General features: G+C 44.7%; 21 protein-coding genes. 17 read left to right on the top strand and 4 right to left on the bottom strand.

Features of this window, described 5'->3' with window-relative positions; all coding sequences use genetic code 11:
• Positions 1 to 153: 153 nt before the first annotated feature.
• Complete coding sequence (locus tag AC0LWT_RS15185; RefSeq protein WP_474682100.1) at positions 154 to 1,737, bottom strand: nucleotidyltransferase family protein; 1,584 nt, start codon at positions 1,735 to 1,737, stop codon at positions 154 to 156.
• A gap of 356 nt (positions 1,738 to 2,093) precedes the next feature.
• Between AC0LWT_RS15185 and AC0LWT_RS15190 the strand changes: the two genes are divergently transcribed.
• From AC0LWT_RS15190 to AC0LWT_RS15240, 11 genes are all read left to right on the top strand, one after another.
• Complete coding sequence (locus AC0LWT_RS15190) at positions 2,094 to 2,885, top strand: ABC transporter permease (protein ID WP_474682101.1); 792 nt, start codon at positions 2,094 to 2,096, stop codon at positions 2,883 to 2,885.
• Between the two features lie 3 nt (positions 2,886 to 2,888).
• Positions 2,889 to 3,692 carry an ABC transporter permease gene (locus AC0LWT_RS15195; RefSeq protein ID WP_474682102.1) on the top strand — a complete coding sequence of 268 codons (804 nt, stop codon included), beginning with the start codon at positions 2,889 to 2,891 and terminating at the stop codon, positions 3,690 to 3,692.
• A 10-nt stretch (positions 3,693 to 3,702) separates the two neighbouring features.
• A complete protein-coding gene (locus tag AC0LWT_RS15200) occupies positions 3,703 to 4,686 on the top strand; it encodes an ABC transporter ATP-binding protein (protein ID WP_474682103.1) in 984 nt (327 codons plus the stop codon).
• A 200-nt stretch (positions 4,687 to 4,886) separates the two neighbouring features.
• Positions 4,887 to 6,101 (top strand): aspartate aminotransferase family protein, encoded by a 1,215-nt coding sequence (locus AC0LWT_RS15205; protein ID WP_474682273.1) that lies wholly within the window; start codon positions 4,887 to 4,889, stop codon positions 6,099 to 6,101.
• A 20-nt stretch (positions 6,102 to 6,121) separates the two neighbouring features.
• Positions 6,122 to 7,354, top strand: a complete 1,233-nt coding sequence (locus AC0LWT_RS15210; protein ID WP_474682104.1) for an FAD/NAD(P)-binding protein — start codon at positions 6,122 to 6,124, stop codon at positions 7,352 to 7,354.
• The gene (locus tag AC0LWT_RS15215; protein WP_474682105.1) at positions 7,351 to 8,031 is read left to right on the top strand and encodes a nucleoside/nucleotide kinase family protein; all 681 of its coding nucleotides are present in this window, start codon (positions 7,351 to 7,353) and stop codon (positions 8,029 to 8,031) included. Before AC0LWT_RS15210 ends, AC0LWT_RS15215 begins: the two co-directional genes overlap by 4 nt.
• Positions 8,032 to 8,040: 9 nt before the next feature.
• Entirely contained in the window at positions 8,041 to 8,718 is a 678-nt protein-coding gene (locus tag AC0LWT_RS15220) for an HAD family hydrolase (RefSeq protein ID WP_474682106.1), read from the top strand.
• A gap of 22 nt (positions 8,719 to 8,740) precedes the next feature.
• Entirely contained in the window at positions 8,741 to 9,970 is a 1,230-nt protein-coding gene (locus AC0LWT_RS15225; protein WP_474682107.1) for an ATP-grasp domain-containing protein, read from the top strand.
• 34 nt (positions 9,971 to 10,004) lie between these two features.
• Entirely contained in the window at positions 10,005 to 11,570 is a 1,566-nt protein-coding gene (locus tag AC0LWT_RS15230; RefSeq protein WP_474682108.1) for a class I tRNA ligase family protein, read from the top strand.
• A 61-nt stretch (positions 11,571 to 11,631) separates the two neighbouring features.
• The gene (locus tag AC0LWT_RS15235) at positions 11,632 to 12,507 is read left to right on the top strand and encodes an ATP-dependent Clp protease adaptor ClpS (RefSeq protein ID WP_474682109.1); all 876 of its coding nucleotides are present in this window, start codon (positions 11,632 to 11,634) and stop codon (positions 12,505 to 12,507) included.
• Positions 12,508 to 12,680: 173 nt separating this feature from the next.
• On the top strand, positions 12,681 to 13,913 hold the full coding sequence (locus AC0LWT_RS15240; RefSeq protein ID WP_474682110.1) for an aminopeptidase: 1,233 nt from the start codon (positions 12,681 to 12,683) through the stop codon (positions 13,911 to 13,913).
• 227 nt (positions 13,914 to 14,140) lie between these two features.
• Here AC0LWT_RS15240 and AC0LWT_RS15245 read toward each other — a convergent pair whose 3' ends face one another.
• The gene (locus AC0LWT_RS15245; protein WP_474682111.1) at positions 14,141 to 14,449 is read right to left on the bottom strand and encodes a hypothetical protein; all 309 of its coding nucleotides are present in this window, start codon (positions 14,447 to 14,449) and stop codon (positions 14,141 to 14,143) included.
• Between the two features lie 159 nt (positions 14,450 to 14,608).
• On the opposite strand from AC0LWT_RS15245, the gene AC0LWT_RS15250 reads away from it, so the two are divergent.
• The 6 genes from AC0LWT_RS15250 to AC0LWT_RS15275 all read left to right on the top strand — a co-directional run bounded on the left by AC0LWT_RS15250 (position 14,609) and on the right by AC0LWT_RS15275 (position 21,030).
• The gene (locus AC0LWT_RS15250) at positions 14,609 to 15,217 is read left to right on the top strand and encodes a DedA family protein (RefSeq protein WP_474682112.1); all 609 of its coding nucleotides are present in this window, start codon (positions 14,609 to 14,611) and stop codon (positions 15,215 to 15,217) included.
• An 89-nt stretch (positions 15,218 to 15,306) separates the two neighbouring features.
• Entirely contained in the window at positions 15,307 to 16,533 is a 1,227-nt protein-coding gene (locus AC0LWT_RS15255; protein ID WP_474682113.1) for a sensor histidine kinase, read from the top strand.
• Entirely contained in the window at positions 16,530 to 17,177 is a 648-nt protein-coding gene (locus AC0LWT_RS15260; RefSeq protein WP_474682114.1) for a response regulator, read from the top strand. Before AC0LWT_RS15255 ends, AC0LWT_RS15260 begins: the two co-directional genes overlap by 4 nt.
• Positions 17,178 to 17,324: 147 nt before the next feature.
• On the top strand, positions 17,325 to 20,429 hold the full coding sequence (locus AC0LWT_RS15265; protein WP_474682115.1) for an efflux RND transporter permease subunit: 3,105 nt from the start codon (positions 17,325 to 17,327) through the stop codon (positions 20,427 to 20,429).
• Between the two features lie 24 nt (positions 20,430 to 20,453).
• The gene (locus AC0LWT_RS15270) at positions 20,454 to 20,723 is read left to right on the top strand and encodes a hypothetical protein (RefSeq protein WP_474682116.1); all 270 of its coding nucleotides are present in this window, start codon (positions 20,454 to 20,456) and stop codon (positions 20,721 to 20,723) included.
• A 61-nt stretch (positions 20,724 to 20,784) separates the two neighbouring features.
• Positions 20,785 to 21,030, top strand: coding sequence for a hypothetical protein (locus AC0LWT_RS15275; RefSeq protein ID WP_474682117.1), 246 nt, complete (start codon positions 20,785 to 20,787; stop codon positions 21,028 to 21,030).
• Positions 21,031 to 21,100: 70 nt separating this feature from the next.
• Here AC0LWT_RS15275 and AC0LWT_RS15280 read toward each other — a convergent pair whose 3' ends face one another.
• The gene (locus AC0LWT_RS15280) at positions 21,101 to 22,708 is read right to left on the bottom strand and encodes a response regulator transcription factor (protein ID WP_474682118.1); all 1,608 of its coding nucleotides are present in this window, start codon (positions 22,706 to 22,708) and stop codon (positions 21,101 to 21,103) included.
• A 3-nt stretch (positions 22,709 to 22,711) separates the two neighbouring features.
• Positions 22,712 to 24,388 (bottom strand): sensor histidine kinase, encoded by a 1,677-nt coding sequence (locus AC0LWT_RS15285; RefSeq protein WP_474682119.1) that lies wholly within the window; start codon positions 24,386 to 24,388, stop codon positions 22,712 to 22,714.
• Positions 24,389 to 24,569: the final 181 nt, after the last annotated feature.

The raw sequence follows: 24,569 nt of genomic DNA on the forward strand, positions 1-24,569 counted from the left end.
AAACCAAGGGCCGTGCTCGCGCAGAAATGCCGAGGCCGTTTATCAAAATCGCGACTGACTAAATGAAGCAGCCTGGATAAATCAAAGTCTTGATTTGTCCAGGTTTTTCGCTGTCCACGTATGGTTTAGCGCGGTACCATGGATATATGCCTTTTAAACGATTTCGAGGATCGGAGGATGATTCCAAAACTCTTTTTCGTACGGATTTAATGTGACCCAATGATATACAGAATCGAGAATCTCATGTTTAATAGCAATGCCGTAGCCAACCATACGTGTCCCGTTACTGCAAACCTCAGTTGGCAGCATGTGGAACGGAAAAGCTACTTCGACTTCGTTCGTTTTATGAAATACCCTGATGGACATCCCGCTGTCTTCCTGGACGGCTAAGATCCCGTCAATGCTTTTAAATGCAACATAATATTTAACTAATTGCTCATTGTTGTTAGCATCATTATCTACTAAGAATAATGCAACCTCATGATTGTCGAGTTGAGAATACAAATCTTCTCCGATACGGATTTTAAAAATTAACTGATCTGAAGCGTGTGCAATATTGTAGCTTAAATCATAGTTCTTATTGTTGGGTACAGGCGATGGCGAACCAAATTGTCCGTATTTTACTCGATACGGATCGGTAAAGTTTATGTTCTTAGTGCTGAAACAGCGGCTCCGCGTTATAGAAACAAGTTCTTTCGCTCGTGAATTGTAATCGAGGAAAAGTCTCGTTTTGAAGTCGGTTAGCCAATCAATTCTATATCTCTTGGCGGAGGCAAATTCATCCGAAAATAAGCCGGCAACCTGAGCAAGTGTTTTGCTTTCAAAGATGGCAGACAGGTATTTTAATATAGTTTGAACTTCAACAAACATGTCGTAATGGATTGCCGATTGTTTAACATGTTCCCAGTCGAGTTGAGGATACTTCTCTATAAACAAGAACACGTCGACGCAATTTTTTAAAGACGGTTTATCGGAATACCACTCTTCGGCATCGTCGTAGAGATTTTCACAAAGGCCAAGAAAAGTATGTTCCAGATCAAAGGTTGCACACTCAAAATTATCAAGAACTATGTTTCGAGAGCTTTCAATAAAACTCATTATATGAGGGGAACGCACGGTTTTGTGGAGATACCTTCCTAATTCAACTTCAAGTGTTTTCGTCAGATTACCTGAAGAGATGTTCTTAAAATAACCGTAAAATTCGTGATGGTTATCGTCCTTTAATAAAGGAAAAGGTAAATAGCGGTAGTCGTTATCGTCAACTATTTCCCAGTAATTTTTCAGTCCGCATGCAGGCAGATAACCTAAATTTCTTAAGAGTGCGTCTGCTTTTTCAACATCGGTTTCACGAATAATGAAATCTAAATCTCCAACCTGCCTAGCGTATAGATCATTATAAACCAACTTCGATACTGCAAACCCTTTCTGGAGCACTATTGTTAAGTTCTCTGCTTTAGCCACTTGCGTGATCAAAGATAACTCTTTAAGATAAATGTCTATCTCCTCTTGATGTTTACTGTATTCTACCTGCCACTCTTCAGGAGCTACTTGGCACACAAGATTGTAAACTAGCGGGAATACCTTCTGGTCCTTAGATTCTTGTAAAAGAAGCGCCCAATCAATTCCGCTGAAAGGATCCGCTTTTTTTAAAAAAGCCTCGTTCCGAACATTACAAATGATGTCCAAAAGTAAGACATGTTCTTTCTTTGCAAGGAACTTACGCCCAAATTCTAACATGTTAATTCTCCTCCTATCTATTTATGAAATTCGTAAAAGTGCTTAGTTGTTGACTCCTTATTTAAATGGATTTATTACGTTTTACAATACAATTACCCTGAATGAAATGTCAATATTTGATTTACATGGATTTAAATGCGATTTCATTTAAGTAAGAATATATAATTTTTAGGGATAATTCTATAGTATTGTGGGTTTTAATTGATAACCATTTTTAATACAATTAAAGCGTTTCCAAATGATGGTAATACTTCAAGGGTGAATAATGATTATTTATGATACCGCTTCATTTGGGTTTTAACTGGATTGGGGAAAGTTAAAACTCGGTTTTGAAATTTATAGAGTGAGGTATTGAGATGGCACTGTATATTGAATTTTTCAAGAAGGCTTTTCAAGAACGGTATGCTTTTCGTTTTAATTTTTACATCACAATTTTCGCAAGCATTTTGCTAATGGTGATTCAAATTAACGTATGGACTGCATTGTATGACGATAAGGAAAATATAAACAATATAAACTTTGGTGAAATGGTTAGTTACATCATTATTGCAGCAATCGTTGTAACATTAACGAGATCGGGCGCAGGGAAGAAAATAGCGGAGAGAGTCGAGAACGGTAGCATAATACTGGATTTAATGAAACCTGTTAACTTCAAGAGATACTTATTCTCTGAGGATTTGGGGACGAATGTTTTCCAGACAGTTTTCGTTACAATACCGGCTATAGTGGTTACATGGTTGTTTTTTGATATTTCTCTAACCGGGAGTATCGAGAATACGATATTGTTCCTCGTCAGCCTCATTCTAGGGATAGTTATAGCATTTCATATTCATTACATCTTTGGTCTGTTTGCTTTTTGGCTTGAAACTTCTTGGTATATTCCATTTTTTATAGGCGCTTTGTTCGAGTTGTTCTCAGGATCGGTTGTACCGTTGTGGTTTTATCCGGAGTGGTTATTCAACATTTGCCAGGTGCTGCCGTTTCGGTTCATTTTTTTTGAACCAATATCAATTTTTTTAGGGAAGTATGGGATACATCAAACGTTTACTATTCTTCTTATGCAATTGGGGGTGATAGCGGTCATTACTCTCATCGAGAAATATGTGTGGTTCAAGGTGCAAAAAAAATTAGTAATTCACGGGGGATGACACATGCATTATGCCCAATTATATCTTGAATACATCAAATTAAGGATAATGGGGGTAGCCGAATACCGAAAGGCATTTATTATGGGGGGACTTGCCCAATTTGCATCATATGGGGCGGAATTTCTGATCATTTGGATCTTGGTCGACAAATTCCAATCCATCAATGGTTGGGGGGCATACGAAGTTTTGTTATTGTTTTCCTTAAATTTATGTTCATACTCGCTAGCCGGTTTTTTCTTCTTCAATCCTACAACCCAGTTAAGCAATATGGTAAAAAACGGTTCGTTCGATGAAGTGTTAACAAAGCCGCTGAATAGTTTCGTATATCTGGTGTGTCGGGAGTTCAATAGTGCATATGTTAGTCACTTTATACTCTCCGTCGGTGTGATCATCATCTGTTTCAATAATATGGAGCGTACATTAACGGGAGGAGATTTACTCTTCTTAACCGTTGTTATTTTGAGCGGTGCTTTGATTCAAGGAGCCGGGTTAATTGTAACTTCGGTGCCATCGTTTTGGATTGTCGAGACGCAAGGTTTGCGAGAAGTTCTTTTCTTTCAATTAAAGAATTTTATTCGCTATCCTATCACCATTTACAACAAGACAGTTCAGGTGATTTTAACCTTTATCCTGCCTTACGCATTTATTAATTTTTATCCGGCGCAATACTTTATTTCTAAAGGCGATTATCTTTTTTTTAATCCATACATCCAATATTTATCTCCTATAGTAGGGATTGTATGTTTCGTGCTGGCTTATAAATTTTGGTTTATTGGGGTCAATCATTATAAAAGTACAGGTTCTTAGGGGGAAAATCATGATAGAAGTCAGCAATGTGACAAGGGAATTCAGAGTATTCAAACGTGATAAGGGGTTTGTTTCATCCATAAGATCTATCATATCCAGGAATTATGAAGTGAAGAAGGCTGTAAACAATATTAGCTTTAATATCCAAGAGGGCGAGCTGGTTGGATATATCGGAGCAAACGGTGCGGGAAAATCGACTACGATTAAAATGCTTGCTGGAATTCTCGTTCCTACTTCGGGTTTGGTCAAAGTCAATGGCAAGGAGCCACACCAGAACCGGAAGGAAAACGCAATGAATATCGGGGTCGTTTTTGGCCAACGATCGCAATTATACTGGAATCTCCCAATGGAAGAAACATTCGATCTGTTTGCGAAAATATACAAAATCAATCCGAAAGTGTTCCGGAACAATATTGCGTATTATGTGGATTTACTGGAGATGGAAGAATTCTTAAGAACGCCGGTGCGACAATTGAGTCTTGGTCAAAGAATGCGTGCCGAGCTAGCGGTGGCCTTATTGCACGAACCAAAAGTACTTTATTTAGATGAACCTACGATCGGTTTGGATGTAGCTGTTAAGGCTAAAATTAGAACCTTTATTAGGCAAATCAACAAAACAAAGAAAACGACGGTTATTCTAACCACACACGATATGAAGGATATCGAAGAAGTATGCAACCGAATCATTACGATCAATAAAGGCGAAGTCATATTCGACGGGACTGTCACCGGATTCAAGAATAATTTTAACCCGGGCCATGTGCTTACGGTCGACCTGGACGATCAACGCAATAAGTTGAACGACGATAGACTAAAGCTGCTCCAAGATGAGGGATTAAGGAAAAGTTTCTTGTTCAGTAAAAATGAATTGTCGGTTGCCCAGGCGATCTCGATTATCTCGAGCAGTTACGAAATTAAGGATATGCAACTGAAAGAACCGGACATTGAGGAGGCGGTAAAATTCCTCTATGCTGCAGCAGCCAAAGAAAACTAATTATAAAATCGAATCTTGCTCTCATTAGCGGAAAGAGGTGTGCTTTGTGAGCGAGCGGCACCATATCCAATTCATGCAAAGGGAGGAAACCAATAATGGATACCCATACAATGGAGCTGTTGGAATCTAACGGAGAAGCGGCAGAGAATGGTTTGTTGGAGTTAAACGAGTATTTCTTTACTCCAACCGATGATGTAATTATGGTGGAAGGTCGTGGAATTTATTTAACGGACAATAACGGTAAATCGTATATCGACTGCGCGTCCGCGACATTTAACTTAAGCCTCGGGTACAGCCACCCTGAAGTCATTGAAGCGGTAAAGAATCAGGCTGATAAGTTGATTCATGTGACATCCAGTTACATGACGAAACCTGTCGGTGAGTTAGTAAAAAAATTAATCGATGTTAGTCCGGAGGGATTGACGAAGGTACATTTAAAGGTGTCGGGAGGGTCCACCGCCAATGAGGGCGCGATCAAGATGGCTCAACACTATTCTGGAAAAACAGATGTGATCTCCTTGTTTCGCTCTCATGTAGGGCAAACCATTTATACCATGTATGCATCTGGGAACTCATTCCGGAAAGAGCCTTTTAGGCTGGGTCAACCCGGTATCGTACATGTTCCGCCGGCCTATTGTTATCGTTGCTTTTATAACCAAAGACCGGAAACTTGTGGAATGTTGTGCGTTGAGAGAATTAATGACTTTATTGATTATGCGAGTTCAGGGCAGGTATCTTCCATCATCGTTGAACCGATTTTAGGGAATGGAGACAATATTACACCGCCGCCGGAATATTTCCCAGCGTTGCGCAAGCTGTGCGATGAAAGAGGAATTACTTTAATCTTTGACGAGATTCAAACGGGAATCGGGAGAACGGGGTATATGTTTGCAGCCCAATACTATGGTGTAGTCCCGGATATTATTACTGTAGCGAAAGGTCTTGGCGGGACAGGCTTTCAGGTAGCAGCGATTATCTCGAAACCAGAGTACTCTACAATGGAAGGACACCATCATTCCTTTACTTATGGTTCAAACTTGATATCGGCGACTGCTGCGCTAAAAACTTTAGAAATTATCGATAATGCCGAGTTCCTCCGGAACGTCACCAAGACCGGTGAATATATTATGGGACGCCTCATGAGGTTAAAAGAGAGATATTCCGCTATAGGCGATGTTCGTGGTGTCGGGCTCATGATCGGGATCGAAATCGTCGGCGACGATGGCATTCCTGATGAGAAGCTTACAAATTACCTTAAGAAAAAAGCTTTTCATCATGGATTAATCATGAGAACGTCTAGGTATGGTTTCGGAAACGTATTGAAAATTCGCCCGCCGTTAACAATTACCATGCAAGAAGCGGAAGAGTTGTGCGATCGATTTGAAAGCTGCTTATACGAGGTTCTGGGCACTTAGTAGCCGAAAAGGAGAAGAATATGAATTCGACAATTCCAAATTTCGATCTAGCCATCGTTGGAGGGGGATTTCGGACATCGACATTTCTCGCATCCGCCCCAGAATTATTGAATTACCGTATTTCTATAGTAGAGAAGGAGCGCTCCCTTGGACCAGGTGCATTCGGTAATTATATGGTTACAACTTCTTCAATTGGCGCAAGCCTTTTTAAAGAATTAAGTTACCGGGGACCCTTTAAAGTACTCTCCGATAATTTACAAGTCAGGTCTGTTGCTCAAGCTACGAAACCCGTCAATACGGATGTGTTGGCTGCTGCACTTCATGAGATCGGACGAGTGATTAACGATAGCTTAGGAGGTTCACCCGCTGTTCGACTAGGGACGCTTGTGAAAAAAATCGAAATGGATCAGCTCGATGGCCCCGTAAGATTACACACAGACAGTGGGGAAATACTTGAAGCCTCGCATGTGCTATTGGCGACGGGTAGAACGGAGCGGCCCCATGCAGAACTAGAAACGTGGCGTCATAAAGTTTGGTCCTCAAGCATAGTGATTAGCGCTGCATATCAAGAGAACCTAAGTAAGGTACTGCTGCGTCTGCGCGACGAACCGATTGTTATTGCGGGAAGTTCTCACAGCGCAATGTCTGCGACACGGGTGTTACTAGATCTCGCCATGAAGCTGGAAAATGAGCACAAGGAGTATCGCCGCCCTCCGATTGTTGTCCTGCAACGGAGTTTAGCTCGACTTATGTACCAATCCGTGGAAGAAGCGATCAAAGAACAGGTGTCAGGGCGCGAATACCTTTTTAATTCGTCCAGTGATGTGTGTCCAGTTACCGGAATCGTCTTCAGGGACTCCGGATTACGTCACGGGTCGAAGGAACTGTATTGCGATTTGTGGAACGGCAATATTCCGGGGGCAAGAATCCAGCAAATCAATAAATTAAGCGATGCATCCGACGTACTGGACGGAGCTGGGATCATTGTTCAAGCGCTTGGTTATCATGGTACGGCACCTGATATTTATGTTTCAAACGAATTGGTACGTTCTACGGATTCAGTCAAACGGCTGGAAGCCGATGAAGAGGGGGCAGCCGTAATTGGAGAAAGGAAGTTTGGCAACCTATCTGTGTTGAGAGTTGAACCCACGCCCCGCAACCGTCGCGACAATGCCGCATACGGCAACGGATTGTACAGTCGATTGGCCAATCGTTTAGAGCTAGCCATTCATGACGGGGGGAGTCTTGGGTGATTACCGACAGCCGAAGGAGATTCCTTGGAGAGCTGAGTGATATCATTCGTAAGAATCGGATGCCTGGGAAACCATTGATTGTTGGAATTACGGGCGTTGATACAGCTGGGAAAACTCAACTAGTGAAAGAACTGGCGGAGGTATTGGGGAAGGGACATAAAGTACAAGTTGTACACGTAGACAATTTCCATAATGAAAAGTCCGTTCGTTACAACCCCACTTTATCGGAACCGGAACAATATTTTAGAAACAGTATTGACTTTAAACGTTTGGCTCAAGAAGTGTTAGATCCAATCCGTAGGTTAGGAAGGTTGGAAACGACTTTAATCCATTTGGATCTCCCCACGGATACATGGACGTTGCAATGTAAGTACTCGGTGTCCCCTGATACCATCGTACTCTTGGAAGGGGTATTCCTCTTCCGTCCGGAAACCAGATCGTATATTGATTTTTTTGTATACCTGGACATCCCTGAGGATGTCGTAATGAAGAGGGCACGGTTACGGGATGTACCGGTACAGGGAGAGGAAGTTCTTCGGAAGTATGACAGTAAATACTTTCCGGCTCAACGTTGCTATATAAATAAATATCGTCCTTACGAAAATGCTGATGTGGTTGTCGATAATTCGGATTGGAGAAATCCACGATTCAAGCTCCGGTTAAGAATTGACGATTAGGGGGCTAATATGCAAAACAGACGTATTCATGCCGTTGTGTTTGACTTATGGAAAACCTTAATTCCGCTCCCCGAACCAATTAAAACCTATGCTTTCTTAGAGACTTCGCGAGTTCTTGGCATCGCTCCCGATGTATTCAGCAAAAATTGGGAGGAAACCCGAAATCGGCGCGAGACGGGGGATCTGCTCGAGTATCTTCATTGGCTCAATGAACAAATGGGGGCAAAGTGGAGTAAAGATAAGATCATGGAGGCCATTCGCGTACGAAAACAAGTCCACGGTTTATCGTTTCAAACACCGGATGTCGACGCGTTCACGGTTCTAAGCACATTGCGTTCGCAGGGCGTAAAAACGGCTGTTGTGTCCAACTGCAGCAGTGATGTCAAAGAATTATTAGCCGATTCGAAGTTGGCCCCGTTACTTCATCAAGTGGTATTGTCCGCTGAAATCGGGATTATGAAGCCTGATGTTAAAATTTTCTCGTATGCAGCCAACCGGCTCGGAGTAGAAAATGCCCATTGCATATATATAGGCGATGGGCACGATAAAGAGCTTGAAGGAGCTGCTCGGGCAGGGATGCATCCAATATTGCTGGACAGGAACGACGGGAATCAATGGGACGGTGATCGAATTACATCTTTATTATCGGTACTTGAGATTGTTGATGGAGTCAGAACGAACAACTAAGAAAATTATGAGGTGATGTCCAATGAAATCGATTTTGGTTACTAACACCAGTAATAAAGTCCAATCGGAGGTACTTCTTGCTCGACCGGACCTACAAGTGACATTCGTGACGGAAGGGCGCTTTGTTGATATGTACCCTTCGGGTATTGATGTTGTTGTTGTAGAGGATCTAAACAACCCCTCCGGAACCATGGAAGCTCTCATGAAGCAGAGGGAGTGTTCTCCATATTCTGCCGTAGTTTCTCTTTCTGAACGTGCAGCGCCCGCCGGAGCATATATGCGAACTTATCTTGGGTTGGCAGGACCATCATTTGAAACGGTTCTCAACTGTACGAACAAATATACAATGAAGCGCCGATTTGCTGCGGCCGGATTGCCTACGGCGGATTACTTCCTTGCAAGCACTCCTAGTGGTGTGGCCGAAGCCGGCAAGAAGATTGGTTGGCCGATTATAGTTAAACCGGTAATCGGGGGAGGAGCCGATCAGACGTTCGTTTTTGCAACAGAAGAAGAGCTGTTATCTTCATCCGGACAAGAGTATCTCAATCGGCTACATGCTCCCTCATCGACTTCAGCTAAGAGGTTTCCTGTAATCGTTGAACGTTTTTTGCAGCTTGAGGAAGAGTATCATTGCGATGGATATGTTGAGGATGGCTGCGTAGTATACGTCCAAATATCGCGTTATGTTCGACCGGTTCTTGATTACGCTTCCGAAATTCACGGTTCCTACACGATTGAGAGCAGTGATCCGATGTTTTCTTTTCTCCAAGACATGCATGCACGTACAGTTGCTGCGGTGGGGTTGACGAACGGAGTGACACATTTTGAAGTACTCAAAGCGGCAGATGGGGTATTTGCCGGGGAAATTGCATGTCGTCCCGGCGGCGCCGGAATTCGTAGAATGCTTCAGCTCCATAGCGGATTTGACTCATGGGCGGCACATATCGCTGCTTCTCTCGGCGAGAAGTACACGTGGGAGTCAAACGATCTTCGATATGCCGGAAAGCAAATTGCCGAACTGCTGCTGCCGACCCAATTGGGGACTATAGCATCAATCAGTACGCCGGAAGACTTTGCATCCGTACCCGGATTAATCGAGGTCGACATGAAAGTAAAACCGGGTGATGTGGTAACCGGTTTAATAGATTCTTCTGCCATATGCGGATTAGTGTTTGCTCAGATATCCGGTCAGCAAGATCTTGATCTGGTCATAAAGAAAATAAGTGAGTCCTTTCACATACAAACTTGCTAGAGTTAAATTATGTGAAAGACAGGAGGGGAAATAAGTGAATCGTAACGTATTAATTGTCCCCATGCAGCCGACCCCAAACGGGCGGCTGCATATTGGTCATGGAGCGGGAACGTATTTACGTGCGGATACCCTTGCTCGTTCACTTCGATTGCAAGGGTATAGCGTGCGGGTCATTACCGGAAGCGACGTTTTCGAAAATTGGGTGCTGGCTGAAACCCTTCGAGACGGGAAAGATCCGGATACGGTTTGTGATCTATATCATAAAGGAATTCAGCAAGATCTTAAGCTCTTGAATATTCGGTTAGATACTTGGATCGATCCTCGCGCGGAGTCGCACTTTGCCGGCTATTTGGACACGCACGAGAAGACGCTTCTTACATTGCAGAACACGGGCAATGCCACTCTCGTAAGCGAACGAGTACCATACTCGGCAGAAACGGGAGACGCGATCATCGGGACATGGATTGCAGGGAGTTGTCCTTATTGCAACAAGCCTTGTGGAGGAAGTTCATGCGTGTACTGTGGCGCACACTTCCAACCTGAAGAGATCGTTCAACCAAGATCTAGGTTAGACAATAGTACATTGGAATGGAGAACGATAGAAAGTTGGTTCGTAGCGCCAAATGAGCAAACAAATATCATTGAATCGCTGAAGCGTTCCGGCGTTCGACCGATTTGGATGCAAGCCGCCGAACGTTATCTTTCCCTCAGGAAGGGGCGTATCAGACTAACCGGCCCCGGAACATGGGGAATTCGCAGCAATTTAGTTCCCGAAGGTTTCGTTCTGTCCAATCCGTATTATTTATACAGTGTATACTGCGGGGAAGTTTACAAATTGCTCGAAGGAACGGAGGTAAACCCGTTCATGTCCAATAGCAACGTGACTACGATCGGCGTTTTCGGTAACGATAACTCTACTCCGGGCCTTATCGCCCCGCACGTGATTTCCCAAGGAACAGAAGGTTTGTATAAACCTTTCGATTATACGCTTGTAAATGGAATGCTCTTTCTTGAAGGGGAGAAATGTTCGACGAGTAAACGCCACGGTATTTGGATTAAGGAAATTCTTGATCCTGAAACGGAGATTTCTTCCGATGAAATTCGATATTTTTTGTCGCATACTTCGCTCGATACTGGCGCGGCCGATATTAAAATTACCGATTTTATCGATTCGGTAATGTCATTCCGACAGTGGTGCGTTCACCGTCTCGATGCTGCGCTTGAGACCGTCCGTCATTCTGAATCATTTATGTATAGCGACCGGATTGCGAATGCAGTGGCCGAGCAATCCGAATCACTTTTTCCCGGCAAATTTGATTTAAAAGCAGCAACTGTGATTCTGGATAACTGGATGCAAGACGGAAGCATGGACCGACGCGAATGGCTTCTTGGCTTACCGCTATTAGGAGCCCCCATTATTCCAACCATCTCAAGCCAAGTTTGGAGACAGCTAGGCCTGGACGGGGAGCCGTGTGTTGAAGTGGCCAAGGGGCGAGCGATTCGACTCGAAGCGTCGCGATTGGTAGAATTCCCCGATAAAAAGGAATTAACCGAAACTTCGTTGCGCCCGTTCATCCATCTCGCGGGGATCCATACATAAAGGTGTCTTGTCCGGCGTGATAACTTTTTACAAATAACCATAATTATGTGGGGTGAAGATAATGGCAGTGAACGAGAATAATGGGGACCAATCCGATAGAATTCCCCTTCTTGATAGCGTGTCATTTATTTTGATTAAGCCTGACGGATTAGACAACCCTCTATTACTTGAAGAATTGGAGCTGCAAATTAAAGATGCTGAACTAGAAGCAATTCGAAAATTCGATGTCAAGTTCACGAGAGGCGATTTAGATATGCTTTGGCCTAACTATGCAAATTATCCAATAACAATGCAGTTATTGCATAAGTACCTGGCCGAGAAGCTGCTAACCATGAGAATCCTTATTGGTGCTGATGCAATCCAAAAAACCAAGAAGATTAAAGATATTATCAGAAAAAAGTTTTCGCTTGGTGCCTTTGCAAATTGCATCCATACCCCCGCGGATCTGGAAGAACTTAAATTTCAACTAACGTTCATCGCGCAAAAACCAAACGTAAGCTTGGAGCTGGCCTCGGACATCCTAATCTTCGATCCTCCCAAACAAGAAATCCTACCTGGTCTCTGGGGGCGTATGACAAAGTTAGGCGAAAGTGAATTCGAACGAGTAGTCTTGAGTGTATGGAAAACGATTTCAACAAAGCGTTGGGCGGAAATAGCTGTACCAAGCAATGGTGAGTTTAATGTGATGCTAGTAGACGATGACTGCAATGGTATCGATTACGTTACATCTTGTCTCTGTGAGGTTTTTCCGGAATTGCCTCCCGAGAAGGCGATCGTCACTGTCCTGGAGGTCGATCGAACCGGTGGGGTGACGGTGTATTCAGGCAACAAAGAAGATGCGGATTTTATTGCCGGGAAGTTAAAAGATCATAAGCTTGAGACGAAAATAAGGAGAAACGTGAAAGGGAGCTTCAGGTCGGATGTATTAAACATTTAAATCAAAAATCATTGAGTTAAACAATTTTTTACCACATAAGAATGTTTAAGTTCTTTACAGCACTAAAGCGTGAAGAACAGCCTTCTTATTGGCGAATAAACCTACCTCTAAACGCGGTCGCTCATCTTCGAAAGGCCTCGATAGAGGTTTATCTCATAGAAGGTTGGGTGTATATGTCTGCTTTTTACAATAAATTAAAATCGTATGCGGAAATCGTTATACGTCTAGGGATAAATGTTCAATATGGCCAAAAGGTAGTAATAGATGCGCCAATAGTGGCGGCTGAATTTGTCCGTCTCCTGGTTGAATGCGCATATGATTTCGGTGCCGAATCGGTCGATGTTGAGTGGAGCGATAGCGTGGTCCACCGTACCAAATTGTTGCGTTCCTCTATTGCATCATTGGAAGACTATCCAATTTGGAAATCACAAGGTTATACGGATAGGGCAAGACAGGGGGCGGCCTTTATCACGGTTCAAGCGCCACAACCCGGAATGATGAAGAACGTACCTACTGAGCGAGTCGCTTTATTTCAACGCACGAGCGGTCGCGCTCTTCAGGAATATCGGCACTATCGCATGACCAATAAAGTAAGTTGGGTTGTGGTTGCTTTGCCGACCCAAGAATGGGCGAAGCAGGTATTTCCCGCTTTACCTGAGGAGTTAGGCTTGTCCAAGCTATGGGAAATCGTCTTCCGAGTTACCCGTGCGGATCAAATTGATCCCATAGGGGCTTGGAATGCGCGGATTAAGGAGATCCAGGGGAAATTACTGCAATTGAATAATGCAAAATACCGCCAGTTGCATTTTACCTCACCCGGGACTGATCTTACAATTGAACTGCCGATGGATCATATGTGGATCGGTGGAGGAAGTACGACAGAGAAGGGGAATTACTTTATGCCTAACGTTCCGACGGAGGAATGCTTCACAGCGCCTTTACGTACAGGAGTGAATGGTAAAGTGCGGGGCACGAAAACGCTGTATCATGGCGGCAAACTTATCAAGGATTTCGAGATAACGTTTAAGCAAGGTAAAGTATGCGATTTTCGCGCCAATTATGGAGAGGATACCCTTCAATATCTCTTTCAAACGGATGAGGGTTCGCAATATTTGGGAGAGGTCGCGCTTGTACCCAATAGTACGCTGCTAGCTAAGGAAGGAATTAACTTTTTCAACACACTTTACGATGAAAACTCATCTTGTCACATCGCATTTGGTTCCGCCTATCCTTTTAATCTAAAGGGCGGGGAGAAAATGACAAAGGAGCAATTATCGGAGCGCGGCATAAATCAGAGTATCGTTCACGTTGATTTTATGTTTGGCTCTTCGGAGATGGACGTGAGTGCCGAATTGCCCTCGGGCGGATGGGTGAAGCTAATGAAACAGGGAGAATGGGTAACATGAAATTACGAAAGTGTAGAGGTAGTAGTTGTTAAATATCAAAACGTGATAGTGCCGCGGGATCACGCGAGATAACATAATAAGATATTTCGATTAGTGTGAGGGGGCCATCTTATGGACATGTTGAGGAAATAGATCGCATATTTGAGGCATACCGGCAGGCCTCGTATAAGCTTTTTTGAGGCCATCCCCAATTGCGGGGATGGCCTCATGCTATCGTTTCCGCCGGATTATCCTTCCAGCACATCCGCGTCCAATTCGCCGGCAATCTCCATCACTTTGGGGATGACCGCTTCACTTCCGCCGGACACATAAATATCCCCCTGATAATGCCGGAAAGGGATCTTGCTTTCGCCGCAGCTCCACATGAAAAAATCCCCCTCAATAGACATGGTGGTAGACCCTGTCACCGTAAATACCGAAGTATAGGCAAAGTCGGGTTTGGACGAAAAATACCGTTTGCACTCTTCCAAAGAGATGCCTTGTTCCGGAGTTCCATTTTCCTTAAATTCTCTTGTAATCCGATAACGTTTGCTCATTGAAATCCTCCCATTAGCGAATTTTTTAGTTCCATCATAATGAAAATACTGAGAAGTATCAACAGGTCCGGTATCGAGATATATATTCGGGGTTATGACATTGCGGGTTTTGGAAAAACTAAAAAGAAAAACCACAACCTGAGAAGGAGAAACACTTCCATGTTTCAGCATAAGCTTTTATGGTTCATTGCCCACTATGGCTATATAGGCATTTTCGGTGCCTTGGTGCTTGGTATTATTGGCTTGCCGGTGCCGGACGAGATTTTAATGACGTTTTCGGGATTTTTAATTTCGAAAGGCAAGCTTCATTATGTTCCGACATTGATTGTTTCGGTACTAGGCAGCTTTACCGGCATGTCCGTCAGCTATTTGATTGGATATAAATTCGGGTATCCGCTTTTGGAGAAATATGGGCGTAAAATTCATATCACAAAAGAGAAGTTAGATAAAACACAGCACTGGTTCAAGCGTTTTGGAAAGTTTGCCCTCACCATCGGGTACTTCATTCCAGGAGTCCGTCATTTAACGGCGTACAGCGCTGGAATCAGCAAATGGTCGTATCGAAGCTTTAGTCTTTATGCAGCGCCTGGAGCCATGATCTGGGCTGTCACATTTATCACTTTAGGTACGTATTTAGGCGAGCATTGGCGCACCGTTACCGAAACGATACATCGATATTTAGTAATCGGGTTAGTTGTTTTGATTGCCTCCGCTTTAGTGATCTGGTTCGTAAGAAAGGCGAAAAGAGAAAAAGTAAAATCGACATAAGCGGCTTATGATGTACGAACGGGTATGCACGAAAGTACAATTGAAACGGCCAATTTCTTGTTATAATAATATGCAGAAAGGGGTGCATAATGGATCGCGATAAAAATACTCGTTATATACCAAGCAGTTTCAATCATCAAGATGAGAGTAACGGGTTGCTGGTTTCCAGGGTTCCAATCGTCATATGGGTAGCTTTAGTTTATATTACAACCGTCATATTGCAAACGACTGCAGCATTTATTCCGCTCAAACTTCTTCTTTTTACTGTCATCATTTTCATTCATATTGTCTTGCATTGGTTCTCAAGTTCCATTGTAGCCTTCAGGCCATGGATTTATTTTATCGCGCAGGGGCTGCTGATCTTTGTCAGCGCGTTTGTGATGCCCAACGGCTTTTCTGCTGCTCTAACCGGCTTATTTCCAATTCTGATCGGGCAAAGCGTCGGCGTGTATTATCATTATTTAAAAGTGGGATTCGTTTCACTCTTTCTGTTCGGCTTGCACGATATGGCCTTTGTGCTTTTAAACGTTACAAAAGAATTACTGCTATTTGTGCCGTTATTGATCTTATTTACCATTGCGGTTGTCGCTTATGCGATGCTTTTTTTCAAGCAAATACATGCCAGGATTCGCACGCAAATGTTTCTTAGCGAACTGGAACAGGCTCATCGCCAAGTGGAGGAGTTGACGCTGGTGAACGAACGCCAACGGATGGCGCGCGATTTGCACGATACGTTGGCGCAAGGGCTTGCCGGGCTTATTATGCAGTTGGAAGCAGTGGATGCCCATTTATCAAATGGAAATACGAACAGGGCGCAAGAAATTGTTCTGCAGTCCATGGTTGGAGCGAGAAAAACGCTGTCAGCTGCGCGGCATGCCATTGACGATCTAAGAGCGAAATCGGCGTCAGGGATCGATTTTGCCGATGCGGTCCGCGGTGAAACCTTGCGTTTTACGAATGCGACAGGCATCCAAGTTTCTTTTGATATGGGGATTAGAACTCCGTTATCCGGATTATTAATGGAACATGGGCTGCACATCATTAGCGAATGTTTGACAAATGTGGCCCGTCATGCTCAGGCCGAGCATGTTTCATTAACTGTAAGGGAAGACGCGGATAATCTGCACATTCGGATTAAGGATGACGGGAAGGGTTTTCATACGAATATGATCGGCAAACAATCAGGCCATTACGGTTTGCTCGGCATTTATGAGCGGGTACGTTTAATTGGGGGAAAGGTCCATATTCAAAGCGGCGCTCAGGAAGGAACGAGTATTGACATTGAGGCGCCTTTATTCAAAGGAGATTCGGTATGAGTCATAAAGTGTTGATTGTAGACGATCATTTAGTTGTCAGAGAAGGTCTGAAGCTTATTCTTGAAACCAACGATAAATTTCAAGTCATTGGCGAAGCGGAGAATGGAAAGGTTGCTTTGACTTTGCTAGAAGAGCTTAAGCCTGATGTCATTTTGATGGACTTGAATATGCCTGTTATGAGCGGGATGGAAACCATGAAGCTCATGAAAGAGAGGCGGATTGAAACGCCTGTCATTATTCTTACAACTTATAATGAAGATGATTTGATGATTAAAGGTTTGGCATTGGGAGCGAAGGGGTATCTATTAAAAGATACGGGCCGCGAGCATTTGTTTCGGACAATTGAATCGGCCATAAGAGGAGAGACGCTGCTCCAGCCTGAAATAACGGCAAGAGTGTTCTCCTATAAAGAACATGCCCCCGTTCCGGAGAACCGGCAGGAGAAACCGGTCATGACTGAAAAAGAGCTGATGATTTTACAGGCGATCGCACGCGGTTTTCGAAGTAAAGAAATAGCTTTCGATATGGGAATCTCGGAAAGGACGGTAAAGGCGCATCTGACGAATATTTACAACAAGCTTGGCGTGGATTCCAGATCGGAAGCGGTAGCCGTATCGGTAGAGCGGGGGATTCTCCATCTCTGAACTATGCAGCATATAAAGTCGTATATATGTATTGCCCTATCGTACATGAGGTACATGCCCTTATGTACGATTTTTTTATTTGTCCGGCATACTAAAATTGTACATACAGAACAAAAAGATAAAGAAACATCGAGAAGGGTGTGCAGAATGAATCGATTAACCCATTTTTCCATGAAAAACGTCTCAGCGTTGTTCATCATTATGATTATGCTTTTTGCAGTCGGATTTTATTCAACGTCAAAGCTGCAGGTGGAGAACATGCCGAATGTTTCATTTCCTGTTTTGGCTGTTACTACGACCTACACAGGATCACCTAAAGATGTTATGGATGAAATTACGGATCCGATCGAAAAGAAGCTGGCCAATTTGGCAGATCTGGATTCCATGTCCTCGACATCGAGCGACAATTATTCCACGATTATTCTTAAGTTCAGACAGGGTGTAGACATGGACAAGAAAAAGGTGGATGTCCAGGATCTGCTCGCTGAAGTTTCGCTGCCGCAAACAGCAGGTACGCCCAAAGCCTCTACTTTTGGCGCGGCATCGTCGCCGTCCAACTATTTGGTCGCATATGCGGACAACGGCATGAGCCAGACGGAGCTGGACAAACATTTCAAAGACACGATTAAACCCGGACTTGAAGGGATCAGCGGCATTGATCACATGGATGTTATCGGCGCCCGCGATACGTCGCTCGATATCGAGCTGGATGCGGATGCTCTCAGTGTATATGGCCTTAATCCATCGCAAGTAAGCAATGCGATTAAAGCGGCTACGGCCCAAAGTCCGATCGGCAGCGTCGAGATTAACGGCAACGATAAGATGGCCCATGTAACAGGGAATATTCAGAGCCTTTACGATTTGGAGCATGTTGAAATGACAACCTCCAAAGGGGACATTGTTAATCTCAATCAAGTAGCGAAGGTAAAGGCGATATCGGAATCCAAATTTAACGGCAGACTCGATGGCAAGCCTGCGATCGGGTTGGTTTTATACAAGGCCGGCAGCGCCAATGCGGTAGAATTTTCAAACGCTCTCGAAAAAAAGATTCATGAATGGCAAACCGCACTGCCGAACATTACGTTTAAAAACACGTTTGACAGCTCGGAAGAAATTAAGCATTCGATTACCGGCCTGGTACGCGAAGGCGTCGTTGGCGCACTGCTCGCTGCGCTGATGATTATGATCTTTTTACGCAATGTTCGAATGACACTTATTGTGCTTGTATCGCTGCCGCTCTCCATTCTCATTACGCTCATGCTCATGTACAAATTGGGGATTACGCTTAACGCGATGTCGCTCGGCGGCATATTTATGGCGATCGGGCGCGTAGTCGACGATTCCATTGTCGTCATCGAGAACATTTACGCTTCCCTGGAGAAAGCGCAGGAACGGAAAGAATCGGTCATTGCGCTAGCTACAAGTCAAGTTTCGTCGGCGATCACTTCGTCAACTTTGGCGACAGCCGGTGTGTTTGCTCCCCTGGCTCTGGTATCCGGGTTCATAGGAGAGTTTATCAAACCGTTTGCTATAACGATATCATGTGCGTTGTTAGCCTCATTACTTGTAGCTTTGACCGTCATTCCTATGCTCGCTAAACTATTGGTCTTGCGCGGCAAACAAGGGAAAAAACATCATGACGATTCCGAGCCGACCAAATTGACATCGATGTATGAGCGGGTATTGTCATGGAGTTTAAACAACCGCATAAAAACATTGCTTGTATCCGCCCTGCTCTTGGTCGTCACTATAGCGGTTACGCTTCCTACGTTATCCGTTTCGCTATTGCCCAGTCCCAAAAATTCGCAAACGATGTCTTTTCAACTAAAGCTGCCTTATGAGACTTCCTTCGAATCGACGGACGCCAAGACGAAAGAAATTGAAACCATCTTTTTGAACGAAAAGGATTCCAAGGGTGAACCTGTTTTTAAATTCGTGGAGGCTTTGGCAGGTTATGCAGGCGACGATAAAGAACGGGCTCCCTATGCATCGCAAATCATCGTTGAAGTTAACGACAATGTCGATGTGAGGACAGTGAAAGAACAAGCGAAAACATTTATTCTCTCCGAGCTGCCCCCCGGGTCAACGGTAGAGCCAAAGTCAATCGGCGAAGACATGGCGGCTTTATCCACCGATTTTGCGTACTCCTTGAAAGGAGATGACCAAAGTCAATTGGAGAAAGCGGCGGCCCTTGTGAAAGCCAAGTTAAATACATTCCCTGAACTCACTGAAATTGAAGATAATCTCAGCGACGCCAAGACCGGAATTGAAATTACCGTTGATCAGAAAAAAGCCAGGGCTTTCGGATTAACCCCTTCTTCGGTTCGGGATACGGCGCGTGTCTGGGTTCAAAAAGAGGAATTGGGGGATATGAAATTCGACAACGTCACTTACACGACAACGATTTCCATGAATAAATCGGCTAAAGATACGCTTGAGAAGCTTGGAAATATCCCTTTAGCAAGTTCAAACGGTTCGGCAGTTTTATTGAAAGAGGTTGCCAAAATCAATGAAATCAAGAGCGCAGCTTCGCTTACGCGCGAAGACCAGCAGCAGCTTGTCAAGGTAACCGCCAAGATCATCGGGAACGATAAAAGCGGCGTTAGCGCCAAGGTCGCCGCCGCGCTTAAAAGCATCGAGCTGCCTGATGGCGTCACTACGAAAGCCGGAGGGGTGACGGACGATATCAACGACAGCTTCTCTCAATTATTTGTAGCCATGGCCGCTGCGATACTCATTGTCTACTTGATTATGGTTCTGGCCTTCGGCAACGCAAGCGCGCCGTTTGCCATTCTTTTCTCGCTGCCGCTCGCCGTAATCGGAGGATTGCTTGGATTGTTTTTAACAAAAGAAGCTTTAAATGCAACTTCAATGATCGGCTTCCTTATGCTTATCGGTATTGTCGTTACGAATGCCATCGTTTTGGTAGACCGTGCGCAGCAGTTGAGAGAAGAAGGAAAATCTGTCCGCCATGCCTTAATTGAAGCAGGGAAAGTACGCTTGCGTCCGATTATTATGACAGCCGGAGCAACGATTGCGGCTTTGCTTCCCCTTGCATTGGGAATGTCCGGCGAAGGTCTTTTGATCGGCAAAGGACTCGGGGTAGTCGTTATAGGAGGTCTCATTACCTCGACGGTCTTGACGCTTGTTGTTGTTCCGATTGTGTACGAAATGCTGGAGAATGCGAAAGAACGTTTGAGCAAAAGATTCCGGCGGAAACCGCGCAACGAGTCTAATGCTTTGGAAATTTAAGATTGCGTATAAGGAGACCCGAAGATGATATTCAGAAACCGATCGTTAGCTATTATCGTTTTACTCGCCGCCGCTTCGGTCATGGCCGTTGGCTGCTCAGTTTCGGGAGGAACCGGGGCGGCAACCGTGCAATTGGCGCCAAGGGCGGTTAAAACGGATGTGATTGCGAGGCAAACCATCAGCGCTCCAATCGAACAGGTCGCAGATGTACTTCTATGCAGCAAAAATTTTGGCAAACCGGATTCATTGCTTTGGCGCTCGACACGGAGAGCGGAAGCGCCAAACGGTTGCTGAAAACTTTTAAATAAGAATCGGCATGGCGGGCTAACTTCAATTTAAAGAAGCGAGGGTAAGTATGGATAGTATGAAACAGTCGCTTATCACGGAGCTTATTCGAACGATACAATTGACCAGGAAAATAAAGTGGGAACAAGGAGATGATGAAGCCGATCATGTTGAAATTGCTTTTGCAGACCAAATAAGAGGGTTAGTTGATTTTCTGGGGGAAGAGCAGAGCTACCGGTTGACCTATCTGCTGGATCAGGTGGTCGTGTATTTCAATGATTTGAACGAAGATGAGAATACAATGATCGGCGAATAGGTGCAGGCGAAGCTTGGCGGCTTGGGAATATGTGAAGAAAAGCATCCGCCGGGAGGCGGATGCTTTAGTTTCACGAATCGAACCGATATTCTTGCGGCGTGCATCCATAATGCTTTTTAAAGATCTTGATGAAATGAGGCGGAGCCAGAAAGCCCAGCTTGGAGCTGATGTCGGAAATTTTGAGATCGGTGCTTTTGAGCAAATAGGCTGCTTTTTCCATGCGCAAAGCGTATAAATAATCGCCAATCGTTTCTCCGGTAACGGTTTTATACACTTTGGACAGGTACACAGGGTGGAGACCGATGTGATCGGCAACCAACTGCAGGGAAACACCTTCGGAAAGATGCTCTTGAATATAAGCGCGTACTTTGGCCGTGATGAGATTCTGAGCGCTTTCCATATGAGTGCTTGAGCTCTCTTTCAGATTGCCGATCACTCGTGCTGCCCAATCATACAAACGCTGCTTGGACAGGAAATTGGTTTTCCTCAGAAACCATTCGAAATCATCGCTGAGCTGCTCCTTCAGCTCGCCGCCGTTCTTGAGAATACCGATCGCAAGAGAAGAAGACAGGTACAGGAAGATGCTGTACAACTGATCATAGGTGAATTCGAACTCATGATCGGACAGATGAAGGGTACGTTCCAATTTCATCAGGGCTTCGTCCCAACTGCCGGATTCGAGCAACTGAGGAAGAAGCGGGGGCTCGAACAAGTTGATCGGCGAAGACTCCGATTGACCGTTCGTATCTTCATCGGGGAGCGTAATGAAATAACTTGTATTCGTTCCTACATGACGGTTAATCCATGCCACGGAGCGCTGATACAGTTCAGCGATACTATCGGGGAACGAATGAACGGGACTGAGACAAATGGAAATATTCCCCTTCAGGAAGGTCTGGACATGACTTTGCAGTTTGACCGCGAAAGAATCCGCGAGCTTCATCGCTTCCGCCCGTTTCTTGGCTTTAACGAGAAAGACCAGATATCCCTGCTCGGAAATGCAGTGCCATAATTCAAATACGTCCTGAAATACTTCTTCGGCAATGTTTGTTACGGCATACTCAAGCAGGGAAAGCGAGTGAAGATCATACCCCGAGAAGTCCTCTTCCAAACGTACAAGCATGAGAATAAAAGGGTCGCCGTGATGGAAGGATAACCCTAAAAGAAAAAGACGTTCCTGAAATACGGAAGCAGGCATCGGCTTCTTCTTGAGCAGGTCGCCGAGCAGTTGATCCTTGAGCAAGGGCAAGTTGGACTGAAGTGTATATTGAATACGCTGGTAGGAGCTGACTTCTTGCCATTCCGCCTGAAGGGCCTCTAATGCTTTTTGGACGGAAGCTACCAGTTCTTCGATGACGACAGGCTTCAGCAAATAATTGAATGCGTTCTGCTGCATCGCTGTTTGGGCATATTGAAAATCGTCGTACCCCGATAAAATAATACATTTGATCTTGCGGGACAACTGGTTTATGTTCGCCAGTAATTCGAGTCCGTCCATTTCCGGCATCCGTATGTCGGTAATCAGAACGTCAATCACATGCTCTCCTGCAATTTTCAGCGCCTCCGCAGCGGAATAGGCTTGATATACGGCCTCGATGCCGTAATCGGACCAAGGAATGGTCAGAGCCAGGCTGTCTACAACGGTTCTTTCATCATCCACGATTAATAACTGATACATCTGCTATCCCTCTTTCGTCTCAGACTTGCTCCAAAATAAAGTGACGCACAATCCCCCGAGCGGGCTTTGGCTAAACTCCATGCCCGAGCATGTATGAAAATGAATGCTCAAACGCTGCTGAATATTCCACAGCGCACATCCCATCGCATCGTCAAGCGGTTGTTTCATTTTCAGCTTGATGGTTCTTATCTGTTCCTCCGTCATACCCTGTCCGTCGTCTTCCACGCTGATCCTGTAATCCGTGTGGGTCTCGGCACCGGTGATGATGATCCTGCCGGCCGACTGTTTCTTCTCGATCCCGTGGATGACCGCATTCTCGACTAACGGCTGAATCAACAGTTTCGGAATCGTCAACCGGTTCATGGAGTCAGGAATGCGGATTTCGTAGCGAAGCCTGTCCATCCGCAGCTTTTGGATAGCGAGATATTTGTCAACGACGGACATTTCTTTTTGAACCGTTGTCATGGGTTCTTCCAGCCGGGTCGTATAACGGAAATATTCGGCCAAATTCTGGGTCATCGCCGTAACCGCTTCTTCGTTGCCGAGGCGAACCGAGTTGTTGATGAAAAACAGGCAATTATATAAGAAATGAGGATTGATTTGGGCTTGCAGCTGCTTCAGCAATGCTTCCCTGGATACGATTTTCTCTTTGTATACCTTTTCGATCAGCTCTTCTATTTGCGCAGCCATTTCATTGAAGTTGGCGTATAGACTGTCGAATTCGTTATTGCTGCGGCGCCGGATTCTTGCGGAGAATTCGCCGTTTTTGAGAAGGCGTACTCCTTTCAGCAATTCAAGAATCGGGATTTGAACTTTTCGGTATAAGGAAAATGCTATTGCGATGCCGGCGACGAAGAGGACGGCGCATGCGAGATAGAACCGGTTTTTGGTTGTGATTATAGGCTTCAGGGCCACATCAAGCGGCGTGTAATCGATCATATACATGCCGAGATTTTGCGATTTCATATAATTCACGAGATATTTGTTGTCGTTCAGAACGACGATTTCCGTGCCGGAATCGGCTTTAAGGCGTTCGGATAGAGCCTGCATCAATTGCTCGGATCTAGTGCCGTCGGAGGTTGAATTCAACAGCAGCGGCATTCCCGCTTGATAGAAAAAGGGATCGTTTTTGCCCACATGCTTGGCGCCATCCAAAATTTTCGTCAAATTGTCTGTCGGGAACGTAACTTGTATAGTGAAGCCCTTTCCAGCCATTTCTTTGACAAAAATGTAGGAGGCTGGGTCCAGATTCCACTTCCGGTCAGTTCCGGCAGGGGGCGTCTTCAAAGCGGTTAACGATGTGCCGATCCAGCTATGAATGATGGGAGACCAGATGGCGATTTTGTTGGTCCAGCCGAGCGATAGGCTTTGATAGCTAAGTTTGGACGACAGATCCCTGATAAGCTGAACCCGACCGTAGGAATCCATGATATCCAGCGACGGCAGCAAAGCGACAAGTTTGTCTTGATCAATGGAAACCGCAAGCATATCCAATTGCTCTACACTGCGGTCAAGGTTATTTACGGCAAATTGAACCTGGCTCAAATTGCTGCTTTGGATATCGGATTGGACGACCTGTAGACTTGTATTTATGGAATAGGTATACATACCCAGAATACATAAAGTGGAACATAAGAGCAGCACATTGATCATCATGAATGTTTTATAGTTGTTGAGCATCCGCTTGCTCCTTTCGGTCGGGATAGCCCCATTGTAGTCTTGGCTGGTGGCAATTACAACTTGGAAATGCCGCATATTGCACGTATGTTTGGAATGCGTTATCACAGGTTTGTTTAGAGATATATCGGGGCGTATAGCGCCATTCTATAATAAGGTGAAAAAGTAAAGAGCATGAGAGGGG

This window comes from Paenibacillus sp. sgz302164 (genome assembly GCF_056120505.1).